Genomic DNA, 12,408 nt, shown 5'->3' on the forward strand with positions numbered 1-12,408 from the left:
GGGTCGCCCCACGGGCATTACGGGAGCATCGATGTCGCAAGACCATGGACCCAGGGTGGCGATCATCGGCGCCGGCTTCAGCGGCCTGCTGACCGCGATACAGCTTTTGAGGCGGTCGCCCATCGTGCGGGTGACGCTGATCGAGCGGCGCGACGCCTTCGGTCCCGGCGTCGCCTATGACACCGGCAATCCCGGCCATCTGCTGAACGTCCGCCTGGACAATATGAGCGCCTTTCCCGACCGACCCGACCATCTGGCGAACTGGCTGGCGGAACAGCCGTCCTGGCGCGCCCAGGACGGCTTCATCACACGCGGCGTGTACGGCGACTATCTGCGGCATCTGCTGGCGGAAACGCTCGAAGGCAATGCGGACGAGGCGGGGCGAATGACCCTCGTCCACGGCGAGGCCCAGGCGATCGACCGCCGCGACGGCGGTTGGCGGATCATGGTTGGTGCGGAAGTCATCGCGGCCGATGCGGTGATCCTGGCCCTGGGCAATCTGGAGCCCGCCTCCCCGCCCGGCGTCGATGCGACGGTCCGCGCCTCGGCCGTCTATGTCGAAAACCCGTGGCGTATCGACACGGCTGCGGTCGGAACTGCGCGCAACATCCTTCTGATCGGCTCCGGCCTGACCATGGTGGATGCGGTCCTGACGCTTCGGCGACCGGGACGGCGCTTCACCGCCCTGTCCAGGCACGGCCTCCTGCCCCGCGGCCACGCCACGGTTCCACCGGCGCCCTTCGACGGCGCCTTTTCGGGCGGTCCGTCCGAAGTCCTGTCCCAAGTGCGGCGCGCCGTCCTGACCCACGATTGGCGGGCTGTGTTCGATCGCCTAAGGCACGGCGCCCGCGACCTGTGGCGCGCCTGGACGCCGCAGCAGAAGCGCCGCTTCCTGCGTCATCTTCGCCCCTTGTGGGATGTTCACCGCCACCGGACGGCGCCGGGCGTGACGCGAGAAATCGCCGCCATGCTGGCTGCGGGGGATCTGACGGTGCTGGCGGGCAAGCTGACCGGAGTGGTGCTGGACGACGGTTCGGTCGAGGCCGCCTGGCGGCCGCGCCACCGTCGCCGGCCGATCCGGGACAGGTTTGACCTGGTGATCAACTGCACCGGCCCGCTGGGCGTCATTCAGCACAGCGCCGAGCCGGTGATCCGCAATCTGCTGGCCCAGGGCTACGGTCGGCCCGATCCGATCGGCCTGGGGCTGGAGGTCGATCAGGGCGGGCAGCTGATCGGGGGCGAGGGCGCCCCAACCCCTGACCTTTACGCCATCGGCCCTTTGACCCGCGGCGCCTTTTGGGAAATGACGGCCGTGCCCGATCTGCGAGGGCAGGCGCGGGACTTGGCGGCGGTGGTGGCCGACCGACTGACGAACCGCAGCGGCTCGGTCAGATCGGCATGGCCATGATTTCCTTATAGGCCGAGATGACTTGATCCCGGACGGACATCACCGTCTCCAGCGACGCCTCGGCCGAACTCAGCGCCGTGACCACGTCGATCAGATTGCCCTGGCCCTGGATCGACTTGGTCATCTGGGTCTCGGCCGCCCGCGTCTGGTCGGCCAGGCCGGTCATGGCGGTCTTGACCAGGTCGGCGAAGCCGTTGTCGCCGGCGGCGGGCGGCTGGGCGGCGACGGGCATGGCCCCGCCCTGGACGGCGGCATAGGCCTTGGCGGCCATCATCGGGTTCATGGCCTAGTCCCTCAGCGTTTGATGATGTCGAGGGTGCGGCTGTCCATCGACCGCGCCGTCTCGATGACGTTCAGATTGGCCTCATAGGCGCGCTGGGCCTCGCGCATGTCCATGGCCTCGACCAGGGTGTCGACATTGGGCCGCATCACATAGCCCTGGGCGTTGGCCGCCGGGTGGGAGGGGTCGTAGTCCATCTTGAAATCGCTGTCGTCGGGCCGGACCTCGGCCAAGGCGACGCCGGTCGCGCCGTCCACCTCTCGCGCCTGAAAGACGGGGATCTGCCGACGATAGGGCTCGCCGCCCGGCGTGCGGGCCGTGGACTGGGCGTTGGCGATGTTCTCGGCGATCACGCGCATGCGCGACTGCTGGGCCTTCAGGGCCGAGGCCGCCACGGCCATGGCGCTGTTCGAGGGTGGGACGGGATCAGGCATGGGTCAGGCCTCCGGTTCAGGCCGCGCCGGGCTTGCGCGCGGCCATGCGGATCATCGACATGGATTTCTGGTAAAAGCCGATGGCGGCGTCATAGGCCATGCGGCTCTCGGCCATCTTCAGCATCTGCTCTTCGACCACCACCGAGTTGCCGTCCAGGGTCGTCTCAGAATCCGGGGACTTTGACGAATCGAAACGGGGCGGCGCCACGGCGGGCGCCATATGGGCCCGGTTGGTCCGCACCATCGGCAGTCCCCCGCCCGAGCGCAGGGCCGCGGCGAAGTCGCTGGGCTGTTTCAGGTCGCGGCCGACGAAGCCGGGGGTGTCGGCGTTGGCCACGTTTTCGGCGATGACCTTCTGGCGGGCGTCCAGCCAGCCCAGCCGGCCCTTGATCTGTCCCAGCAGCGGAATGTCGGCGACGCCCATGGCGGTCTCCCGTACGGCGCAAAAATGCGCGATGGGCAGAAAATGCCGCCTGCATGGTTAATAGGGCGTTATCTCAACGGCTCGTTAACCAGGCTGATTAAGACTTGGGGTCACAGCGCCGACTGCGCCGGGGCCCAAAGCGTATGAACTTCCTCGATCTCGCCCGCGCCGTCTTCGGCCTGGCCTTCACCCTGGGCCTGATCGGCCTGGCGGCCTACGCCGCGCGCCGCTACGCCCCCCAGCTGCTGGCCCGGCTGAACGCCGAACGCGGCGAACGGCGGATGCAGGTGGTCGAGACCCTGGTGCTGGACCCCGCCCGCCGTCTGGTCCTGGTTCGGATCGACGACGAGGAACGGCTGATCCTGCTGGGCGAAGGCCGCGAACTGATCGAGCCGCGCCAGCCGGGGATTTTCAAGTGAAGGACGCAAAACCGTTTTCCCCCCGCCGGAGCGGGGAGAAGGTCTTCACGGTTCCCGCCGCCTCCGAACTGAAGCGCGCGGCCCTCTTGTCGCTGATCACCACCCTGGTCTGCCTGGCCTGGCCGATCGCGGCCCTGGCCCAGGAAGCCGCTCAGTCCGGCTCGGCCATCAACATCGACCTGGGCACCGGGGCAGGCCTGACCCAGCGGGTGGTCCAACTGGTCGGACTGATGACCGTGCTGTCCCTGGCGCCTTCCATCGTCATCATGACCACCAGCTTCGTGCGGATCGTCGTGGTCCTGTCCCTGCTGCGCACCGCCCTCGGCATGCAGCAGTCGCCGCCGAACGCCGTCCTGGTGTCCCTGGCCCTGTTCCTGAGCGCCATCGTCATGGCCCCGACCTGGCAGGACGCCTATGATTCGGGCATCCGCCCGCTGCTGGATCAGCAGATGGAACTGCCCCAGGCCTTCGACGCGGCGTCCGAACCTGTGAAAACTTTCATGCTGGCCCAGGTGGACCGTTCGGACCTGGCGCTCTTCACCCGACTGAGCCGCGTCGAGCCCCCGACCAACCTCCAGGAACTGCCCCTTCGGGTCGTCACCCCGGCCTTCATGATCAGTGAGCTGAAGAAGGCTTTCGAAATCGGATTTCTTCTTTTCGTTCCGTTCCTTGTCATCGACCTGGTGGTGGCCAGCGTGCTGATGTCCATGGGTATGATGATGCTTCCGCCAGTGGTGGTTTCCTTACCCTTCAAACTGATCTTCTTCGTCCTGGTGGACGGCTGGAGACTGGTCGCGGGGAGCCTGGTGGAGAGCTTCCAGCGGGCGTCCGGAACCGGATAATCCCCGCCCTATAAGGCTTTGCGCCGTTTCCCCGCTTGCAAAGCCAAGCGAAATCCGTGTTGATCCCCCGGTCCTCGCCCTGAATCGGGCGACTAACACTGGAAATGTCTCTTATGACCACTCAAGCCGAACTGATCGCCGCCGTCGCCAAGGACGCCGGTGTCTCGCAGGCCGACGCCGGCAAGGTGCTGACCGCCATCGTCGAAAACATCCACGCCAGCCTGAAGGCCGGCGGCGACGTGCGCATCTCGAACCTGGGCGTCTTCGACACCGCCGACCGCGCCGAGCGTGAAGGCCGCAACCCGGCCACGGGCGCGACCATCAAGATCGCCGCCTCCAAGGCCGTGCGCTTCCGCGTCTCCAAGCCGCTGAAGGACGCCGTCAACGGCTAAGACCTTCGGGTCCAGACTGCGGATCTGATCTGCGGATCAACGGGCGGGGGGCGCTGGGCGTCCCCCGCCCGCTTCTTTTCTGAAGTCCTGTTTTGCGGCGTTGACCCAGCCGACGAAGGTGTCGGCATTGGCCGACAGGCCGGCGAAATCGGCCGCGCCCGCCACCCCCGACAGGTCGTCGTCCAAGGCCACGCGAATCGCATTGGCCGAACGCGCCCGGGCGATGAAGGGCGAATAGTGACCCCGAAGTCGATCCAGGGCCGCGCGGTTTCCACTCAGCGAATAGCCGACCCCGGCCCGGATCAGCCAGCTCTCCTCGGCGGGCGTCAAAGGTGCGTCCGTCTGTTTGTGGCGATCGCCCAGACGCGCCTCATACAGGGGGGCGGCGTCCGCCCACTTCTGCTGTTTCCAGAAGACGTCGCCGCGCACTTCGCGCGCGGGCGCCGACTGATCCCGATCCAGAACCTCAAGCGCGTGATCGTAACGCCCCAGGTCCATCAGGGCCCGCGCTTCCAGGGCGCGGCGTTCGCTGTTGACGGCGGTCGGCAAGAGGGTGGTGCGCGACCCCCAGATCGCCTGAAGCGCCTTCTCCGGCTGACGGTCCATCAGATAGACGGTGGCCAGATCGGTGGCGACCTGCGCCTTGGCCACGCCTTCCAGCCGCTCGTCCACCTGGTGTTTCAGCAGTTCGGCCGCCTGGTCCAGCAGATCGACGTCGATCAGGCGGCGCGACAGGCGGCGCACCATTTCATCGCCGTCTGCTCCGATCGGCGTCAGTTCGCGGAAGTCATAAAATAGGGCCAGGGCCTGAACGGGTTGCAGGCCGTCGGCGGCGCCCTCCAGGAACAGGGCGCGGAAAGCCTTGGACTGGTCCGCCTGAATCTCGGCGGCGCCCGGCACGTTCGCCATCCGCTTGCCGGCGCTGCGCAGGGCGTCCAGCGCCTCACGATAGCGGCCCTGCTGCAGATAGAGGTCCGCCAGTTTGCGGATCACCGCCAGTTCGGTCGCATCGCCGCGCCAGCGCCACTTCAGCAGCTCCAGCTGCTGGGCCGCCTGGTCGGGCGTCAGGGCGCCCTTGTCCAGCTCCAGGCTGATGGCGCCCAGTTTGGCGGGGGTGGCGATGCCGTCCAGCGGGGCGCGCGCCACCGCCTTGTAGACCGCCAGCGCCCGCGCCTTGTCGCCCGTCAGATCAAACAGACGCGCTTGAACGACCCGCGCCGCCAGCTGGTCGGCCGCCGAGGCGTTCTGGCTGAACACATAGTCCAGCAGCTGGCGCGCGGCGGGCAGATCGCCCGTTTCGATCGCCGCCAGCGCGTGGGCGGCGCCGAAGCGGGCGCGCCATTCCTTGGGGAAGTCGTCGATGACCGAGGCCCCGGCGGCGAAGGCGCGGCGCGCCCCCTCCCAGTCGCCCTGTTCGGCGGCGATATAGCCCTGCCACACCTTGGCGGACGGGTCGTTGGACAGGGCGGCGCCGGCGAAGTCGACCTGGGCCTCCTCCAACCGGCCGACGCCGACGCGGGCCGCGCCGCGCAGGCCCCGCACCTCCGGCTCGCCCTGCATATTGGGGGCCTGGGCGATCAGGGCGTTCAGCACGCCGATCGCCTCATAGTTCAGGCCCGAACCGACCAGAAACCGCGACAGGGCCAGGCGAGCGCCGATCGGGGCGCGGGGATTGTCCGTCGCGGCCAGACTCTCCTGGGCCGCGGCGTCCTGAAGTCGGCGATAGCGTTCGGAAAAGCCCTCGGTCGCCGCCCATTCCTCAAGGATCAGGCTGGGATGGGGCGCCCGTTTCGGCGCGTCGGCCTCACGCTCGTCCGCCTCCAGGGTCGCCGACGGCGGCGAAAGGGTCAGGCCGTTCGGGCGGCTAAGGGTGACCAGATCGCCAGCAGCCTCGATCTTCAGATCGTCGGTCGGCGTCTCCACCGCCAGGCCTTGAGCCGTGGGGATCAGGCTGAGGTCGATCGTGCTGCGCGAGCCCGAAAATCCCTTGCCGGGCGCAAGGGCGGTGACGGCGGCGAACCGGTCGCCGACCAGGGGGTCGGTCAGCCAGACCGTCTTGGTGGCTCCTGCCATCCGGGCCACCAGGGCGTCGGAACCGTCGTCCGCGCGGTCCACCTCCACGCCCGAGGCGCCGGTCGGCGGCCCGCCGATGGTCACGGTCCAGGTCCCGCCCTGCCCGTCGGCTGCGACCGCCAGCCCCTCCGGCGCCGCGATGCGGACGGCGGTGTAGTCGCCGCCGGCGGCCCAGCGCGCGTCCTTGGCGGGCCCCAACGCCTTGGCGCCGGCCATATCCATCTTGGCGGCGGCGTCGAAGACGATCCAGACCGCCTCGCCCCGGCGGAAGACGGCGGCGCCGACCGGCGCGCCCCACTGGAAGGTCAGAACCGTCTTCTCGTCGCTGGAGACGGCGCGAACCGGCACGACGGCGTTGATCTTGGCCCCGGTCTCTTGCGCCGGCGTCTCCGGCGCCTTGCCCGGCGCATAGAGGTTCAGCCAGACGGCGCCGTCGGCCACGCCGGACCGGGCGTCGGCGCCCTCGGCCAGGGTGATGACCAGGTCGGTCGCCCCGCCGCGCGCCATTCGGGTCTCGACCGCCTTGACCCCCTGCGGCGGATCGACGCGCAAACGCGAAATGTCAGGGGCGGCCGAGACGCCCAGGCGGACGATGACCTTGTCGGCCTCACGCCGCACCTGGCTGCGCACGCCGATGACGCCGGCGAATTCGACGCGGGTGAACTCGCTGGATTGGCCGATGCTGATCGACAGGGGATCGCTGGAGCGGCCGGCCTCCTGGGCCAGGGGCGCAAGCGGCGCAAAGGCGACCGCCCCGGCCGCGGCGGCGGCCACGGTCGTCTTCAGCAGGCGCTTGCTGTGCGGGGTCCCGGACATATCGGCCCAGCCATGCCGCAAAAGCTCTTTAATCGCGGTTAACCGACGTTCACCCGCGATTCCACGAATGGGACGGTTCGCCCACGCGACAGGCCGGGCGATCTGGCGCATCATGGGGCCATGACCGATTATCCCCGCCTCAGCACCCTGAAGACCGGCCTGGGCTGCAAATGCCCGCGCTGCGGCCAGGGTCCCCTGTTCAAAGGGTATCTGACCCTGCGCGAAGCCTGTCCGAACTGTGGGCTCAGCTACGGCTTTGCGGACCCTGCGGACGGCCCGGCCTTCTTCGTCATGTCGGCGGTCGGCCTGGTCGGCATGATCCTGTTGATGGTCATCGACTTCACGATGAAGCCGCCCATCTGGGTCCACGCAGTCGTCACCCTGCCGATCCTGATCGCGCTTTGCCTGGGCTGTCTGAGGCCGTTCAAAGCCTGGCTGGTGGCGGAGCAGTATGTGCACAAGGCCGCCCCGCCGGAATTCTCCAGCAACGGCAAGCACGGGGATTAGGGGCGGGGTGCTCGCCCCCTGCCCCTCAGTCGATGCAGAGGGTCGCGCCCGCCTTGCCGTCCTGGACCGGCGTGTTGCAGCCGAAGCGGTCGCTTGTCGCCTGACAGACGCCGGTTGCGGCGGTTCCGGGCGCGATCCCGCTGTTGCCCTCGATCCGGCAGTCGCCCTGGCACTGGTCGCCGTCGGTGCAACGCTTGCCGGCGTCGGCGTAGTTGATCACGCACTGCCAGGATTGCAGCCGGCCGACCTGTTTCATCGTCCCGCCGCGCGCGGCGCAGGCCGAGGCGTCGGCGCTCTGCATCGGGGCGTCCGAGCCCGCCGTGGTCTGCGGGGTGCAGGCGGCCGCCAGAAGGGCGGCGGCGGCGAGAAGAGGGATACGGATCATTCGACCTGTCCTTTGGCGAAGCCCGACCAGACGTCGTCGTAGTCGAGCTGCATCTGCGGCGATTCCGACGCCCATTTCGTGACCCGGATCGGCGCCCGGGTCTCGAACATGAAGGCCAGGGTGTCAGTGATCTTGTGCGGCTGAAGGTCCGCATTGATCGCGCCTTCGTAGCTGGCCTGATCCGGGCCGTGGCCGCTCATCCGGTTGTGCAGGCTGGCGCCGCCCGGCGCAAATCCGCCCGCCTTGGCGTCATAGGCGCCGGTCACCAGGCCCATGAACTCGCTCATGACGTTGCGGTGGAACCAGGGCGGGCGGAAGGTGTGCTCGGCGACCATCCAGCGCGGCGGGAAGATGACGAAGTCGATATTGGCCGTGCCCGGCGTCTCGGACGGACTGGTCAGGACGGTGAAGATCGACGGATCGGGGTGGTCGTAGCTGACCGTGTTGATGGTGTTGAACCGCGCCGTGTCATAGCGGCAGGGCGCCAGATTGCCGTGCCAGGCTGCGACGTCCAGCGGGCTGTGGTCGAAGGTCGTGGCCCACAGGCGGCCGCCGTATTTCTGGACGCACTGGGTCGGGCGATCCACGTCCTCATAGGCCGCGACCGGGGTTTCGAAGTCGCGCGGATTGGCCAGGCCGTTTGCGCCGATCGGCCCCAGGTCCGGCAGACGGAAGGGACTGCCGTAGTTTTCGCAGACATAGCCCCGAACGGGCCCGTCGATCTCGACACGGAAGCGGACGCCGCGTGGGATCAGGACCACGTGGCCGGGTTGGGCCTCGATCACACCCATCTCGGTGACGAACCGGTGCGAGCCCTGCTGGGGCACGATCAGCAGTTCGCCGTCGGCGTCGTAGAAGACGCGGTCGGTCATCGACCGGTTGGCGACATAGAGGTGAACGCCCGCCCCGGCTCCGGCGTCGGGATCGCCCGCGCCGCCGTAGGTGACCAGACCCTCGACCCAGTCGGTCGCGGTCTCGGGGATGGGCAGCGGGTCCCAGCGCATGCGGTTGGGATTGGGCGGGGTCTCGTCGAACGGGCCGGAGCGGACGCGCCCCTGATCGAAGGCCACATAGGGGCCGTGCTGGGCCGAGGGGCGCAGACGGTACAGCCAGCTGCGCCGGTTCTCGGCGCGCGGGGCGGTGAAGGCCGTGCCGGACAGCTGTTCAGCGTACAGGCCCATCGGCGTCTTCTGCGGCGAATTCTGGCCCTGCGGCAGGGCGCCGGGCGCGGCCTCGGTCGCGAAATGATTGCCGAAGCCGGTCAGATAGGCGGGCGCGTTGGATCGCGTCGTCATGTGCATGTCTCCCTTGGCGGGAGGTTTAGAAGGTTCAACGGCGGCCGTCATCCACTCGTCTGCGCCGGGACCGCACCGGCCGGATCAGAGCGTCCGCGCGATCAAGAGCTTCATGATCTCATTGGTGCCACCGTAGATCCGCTGGACCCGGGCGTCCTTGTACAGCTGGGCGATCGGATATTCGTTCATATAGCCGTAGCCGCCGTGCAGCTGCAGCATCTCGTCGATGGTCTCGCCCTGGATGTCGGTGACCCAGTATTTGGCCATGGAGGCCGTGGCGGCATCCAGCTGGCCCTTCAGGTGCAGGCCGATGCAGTGGTCGACGAAGACCTTGGCGACGGTCAGCTTGGTCTTGACCTCGGCCAGTTTGAACTGGGTGTTCTGGAAGTCGATGACGCGCTTTCCAAACGCCTTGCGCTCCTTGACGTAGGCTAGGGTCGCTTCGAGCCCGCGCTCGGCGGCGGCGACGCCCTGGACGGCGATGTTCAGACGCTCCTGCGGCAGCTGCTGCATCAGCTGGACGAAGCCCTGACCCTCGACACCGCCTATGATGTTGTCGCTGGGGACCTTCACGTCGTTGAAGAACAGTTCGGAGGTGTCGTTCCCCTCCATGCCGATCTTGTGCAGGTTCCGGCCGCGTTCGAAGCCTTCCGCCCCGTCGGTCTCGACCACGATCAGGGACGTGCCCTTGGCGCCCTCGGCCGGGTCGGTCTTGGCCACCACGATGATGAAGTTGGCCAGCTGGCCGTTGGTGATGAAGGTCTTGGAGCCGTTGACGACATAGCCGTTGCCGCTCTTGATCGCCGTGGTCTTGACCCCTTGCAGGTCCGAGCCCGCGCCCGGTTCGGTCATGGCGATGGCGCCGACCAGTTCGCCGGAGGCCAGACGCGGCAGCCAGCGCTTCTTCTGCTCCTCGGTGCCGTAGTGCCAGATGTAGGGGGCGACGATGGCGTTGTGCAGGCTGATGCCGAAATGGTCCGCGCCCTTCCAGCCCAGCTGACGCATCAGCACCACCTCATGCCGATAGTCGCCGCCCATGCCGCCGTCTTCTTCCGGCATGGACAGGCCCAGAAGGCCGTCGGCGCCGGCCTGGCTCCACAGGGCGCGCGGCACGCTGGAGTCGGCGATCCACTGCTGCACCTTCTCCGGCGGCGCGTGCTCGTCGATCCATTTGCCGACGCTGTCGGAGAAGAGGGTGATCTCTTCTTCACGCATGAAATCAGGGTCTGGGCTGCCCAGCACGTTCATCGGTTTTGTCCCTGTGGTGCGAGGGCTTCGCGCCCTTCTGGTTGGAAAGAAAGACGGGCCGGCGAAGTCAGCCGGCCCGTTCCATCGTCAGTCTAGTGTCAGAACGCCTCGACCGGCATGGCCATCAGCACGTCCGCGCCGGTCTTCATCTTCTTCAGATGGGCTTCGGCGTCGGGCAGGATGCGCTCGACGAAGTAGCGGCCGGTCTGCAGCTTGGCGGCGTAATAGGGGTCGGTCGAGCCGGCCTCGATCTGGGCCTGGGCGACCTTGGCCATCTGCGCCCACATATAGGCGAGCGCCGTCAGGCCAAAGACGTTCAGATAGTCGGTCGAGGCGGCGCCGGCGTTGTCCGGATTGGCCATGCCGTTCTGCATCAACCACATGGTGCCTTCCTGCAGCTTGGCCTTGGCGTCGGCCAGACCGTCGACGAAGGGCTTGATCGCCTCATTGCCGCTGTTCTCGGCCACGAAGGCGTCGATCTCGCCGAACCAGGTCATGATCGCGCGGCCGCCGTTGGCCGGTAGCTTGCGGCCGACCAGGTCCAGCGCCTGGATGCCGTTGGCGCCCTCATAGATCATGGTGATCCGCGCATCCCGCAGGTACTGCGAGGCCGGGAAGTGTTCGGTGTAGCCCGAACCGCCGTGCACCTGCATCGCCAGGGACGCCACGTGGAAGCCCTTGTCGGTCAGATAGGCTTTAAGCACGGGCGTCAGCAGGCCCATATAGTCCTTGGCCTTGGTCGCCACGGCCTCGTCTTCCGACTTCTCCAGATCGGCGTGAAGCGCGGTCCACAGGATGAAGGCCTGGCCGCCTTCGACGAAGGCGCGGGCCTCCAGCAGCATGCGGCGCACGTCGGGATGGACGATGATCGGGTCGGCGGGGCCTTCCGGGTTCTTCGGTCCGGTCAGGCTGCGGCCCTGCAGGCGGTCCTTGGCGAACTCGACGGCGGCCTGATAGGCGGCGGTACCGATGGCCAGGCCCTGCAGACCCGTACCCAGGCGAGCCTCGTTCATGACCACGAACATATTGTTCATGCCCCGGCCTTCCTCGCCGATCAGCCAGCCCTTGGCGCCGTCGTACTGCATGACGCAGGTGGCGTTGCCGTGGATGCCCATCTTGTGTTCCAGACCGGCGCATTCGAGCTTGTTGCGCTCGCCCAGCGAACCGTCCTCATTGACCAGATATTTGGGCACGACGAACAGCGACAGACCCTTGATGCCGGGCTGGGCGCCTTCGATCCGCGCCAGGACGGTGTGGATGATGTTGTCGGAGAAGTCGTGCTCGCCCGCCGAGATCCAGATTTTCTGGCCGGTGATGGAGAAGCTGCCGTCGTCGTTACGCACGGCCTTGGTGCGGACCATGCCCAGGTCGGTGCCGCACTGGGGCTCGGTCAGGTTCATCGTGCCGGACCATTCGCCGGACACCATCTTGGGCAGGTATTTGGCCTTGATCTCGTCCGAGGCGCTGGCGTGGATGCCGGCATAGGCCGAGGCGGTCAGGCCCGGATACATGGAGAAGGCCGCCGAGGCGCCGGCGGTCATCTGACCGAAGGCCGAGGCGACGATCGAGGGCATGCCTTGGCCGCCGTAGGCCGGATCGGCGGCCAACGCCATCCAGCCGGCTTCCGACATGGCCTTATAGGCTTCCTTCCAGCCCTTGGGACCGGTCACGACGCCGCCCTCGGACCAGTGGCAGCCTTCCTTGTCGCCGGGGTTGTTGATCGGGGCGATGACCTCGTCGGCGAATTTGGCGCCTTCCTCCAGGATCTGGTTGACCAGGTCCGACGAGACGTCCTGGAAGCCAGGTTGGTTCGTGTACCGGTCGATCTCCAGCACCTCGTTGAGGATGAAGGTGAAATCGCGGACGGGCGACTTGTAGGCCATGG

At 67.7% G+C, this 12,408-nt stretch carries 13 protein-coding genes; 5 read left to right on the forward strand and 8 right to left on the reverse strand.

Annotation, left to right across the window (positions count from 1 at the left end; genetic code table 11):
• Positions 1–31 precede the first annotated feature (31 nt).
• Positions 32–1,408 carry an FAD/NAD(P)-binding protein gene (locus ACZ5M6_RS16035; protein WP_464159116.1) on the forward strand — a complete coding sequence of 459 codons (1,377 nt, stop codon included), beginning with the start codon at positions 32–34 and terminating at the stop codon, positions 1,406–1,408.
• On the opposite strand, the gene ACZ5M6_RS16040 is transcribed toward ACZ5M6_RS16035, so the two are convergent.
• The 3 genes from ACZ5M6_RS16040 to flgB are packed head-to-tail and all read right to left on the reverse strand — an operon-like array spanning position 1,389 to position 2,546.
• Complete coding sequence (locus tag ACZ5M6_RS16040; protein WP_054766650.1) at positions 1,389–1,691, reverse strand: flagellar hook-basal body complex protein FliE; 303 nt, start codon at positions 1,689–1,691, stop codon at positions 1,389–1,391. The genes ACZ5M6_RS16035 and ACZ5M6_RS16040 overlap by 20 nt on opposite strands.
• 11 nt (positions 1,692–1,702) lie before the next feature.
• Positions 1,703–2,089: a flagellar basal body rod protein FlgC gene (gene flgC, locus ACZ5M6_RS16045; RefSeq protein ID WP_054766651.1), complete on the reverse strand. Its 387-nt coding sequence runs from the start codon at positions 2,087–2,089 to the stop codon at positions 1,703–1,705.
• Between the two features lie 49 nt (positions 2,090–2,138).
• Entirely contained in the window at positions 2,139–2,546 is a 408-nt protein-coding gene (gene flgB, locus ACZ5M6_RS16050; RefSeq protein WP_054766652.1) for a flagellar basal body rod protein FlgB, read from the reverse strand.
• A gap of 143 nt (positions 2,547–2,689) precedes the next feature.
• On the opposite strand from flgB, the gene ACZ5M6_RS16055 reads away from it, so the two are divergent.
• The 3 genes from ACZ5M6_RS16055 (at position 2,690) to ACZ5M6_RS16065 (ending at position 4,199) form a co-directional block, all read left to right on the forward strand.
• Positions 2,690–2,965 carry a flagellar biosynthetic protein FliO gene (locus ACZ5M6_RS16055; RefSeq protein WP_152950966.1) on the forward strand — a complete coding sequence of 92 codons (276 nt, stop codon included), beginning with the start codon at positions 2,690–2,692 and terminating at the stop codon, positions 2,963–2,965.
• 68 nt (positions 2,966–3,033) lie between these two features.
• Complete coding sequence (fliP, locus tag ACZ5M6_RS16060; RefSeq protein ID WP_201464001.1) at positions 3,034–3,807, forward strand: flagellar type III secretion system pore protein FliP; 774 nt, start codon at positions 3,034–3,036, stop codon at positions 3,805–3,807.
• Between the two features lie 113 nt (positions 3,808–3,920).
• Positions 3,921–4,199, forward strand: coding sequence for an HU family DNA-binding protein (locus ACZ5M6_RS16065; RefSeq protein WP_054766654.1), 279 nt, complete (start codon positions 3,921–3,923; stop codon positions 4,197–4,199).
• Positions 4,200–4,235: 36 nt separating this feature from the next.
• Here ACZ5M6_RS16065 and ACZ5M6_RS16070 read toward each other — a convergent pair whose 3' ends face one another.
• On the reverse strand, positions 4,236–7,088 hold the full coding sequence (locus ACZ5M6_RS16070; protein ID WP_464159117.1) for a tetratricopeptide repeat protein: 2,853 nt from the start codon (positions 7,086–7,088) through the stop codon (positions 4,236–4,238).
• Positions 7,089–7,208: 120 nt separating this feature from the next.
• Here ACZ5M6_RS16070 and ACZ5M6_RS16075 point away from each other — a divergent pair, with 120 nt between their 5' ends.
• Complete coding sequence (locus ACZ5M6_RS16075) at positions 7,209–7,595, forward strand: DUF983 domain-containing protein (protein ID WP_054766656.1); 387 nt, start codon at positions 7,209–7,211, stop codon at positions 7,593–7,595.
• A gap of 25 nt (positions 7,596–7,620) precedes the next feature.
• Here ACZ5M6_RS16075 and ACZ5M6_RS16080 read toward each other — a convergent pair whose 3' ends face one another.
• From ACZ5M6_RS16080 to ACZ5M6_RS16095, 4 genes are all read right to left on the reverse strand, one after another.
• On the reverse strand, positions 7,621–7,980 hold the full coding sequence (locus ACZ5M6_RS16080; protein WP_054766657.1) for a hypothetical protein: 360 nt from the start codon (positions 7,978–7,980) through the stop codon (positions 7,621–7,623).
• Entirely contained in the window at positions 7,977–9,275 is a 1,299-nt protein-coding gene (gene hmgA / locus ACZ5M6_RS16085) for a homogentisate 1,2-dioxygenase (protein WP_197273326.1), read from the reverse strand. The genes ACZ5M6_RS16080 and hmgA overlap by 4 nt, the downstream gene beginning before the upstream one ends.
• 84 nt (positions 9,276–9,359) lie before the next feature.
• Entirely contained in the window at positions 9,360–10,523 is a 1,164-nt protein-coding gene (locus ACZ5M6_RS16090; RefSeq protein WP_464159118.1) for an acyl-CoA dehydrogenase family protein, read from the reverse strand.
• A gap of 98 nt (positions 10,524–10,621) precedes the next feature.
• Complete coding sequence (locus tag ACZ5M6_RS16095) at positions 10,622–12,406, reverse strand: acyl-CoA dehydrogenase C-terminal domain-containing protein (RefSeq protein WP_464159119.1); 1,785 nt, start codon at positions 12,404–12,406, stop codon at positions 10,622–10,624.
• Positions 12,407–12,408 lie beyond the last annotated feature (2 nt).

The organism is Brevundimonas sp. Br13 (assembly GCF_055391505.1).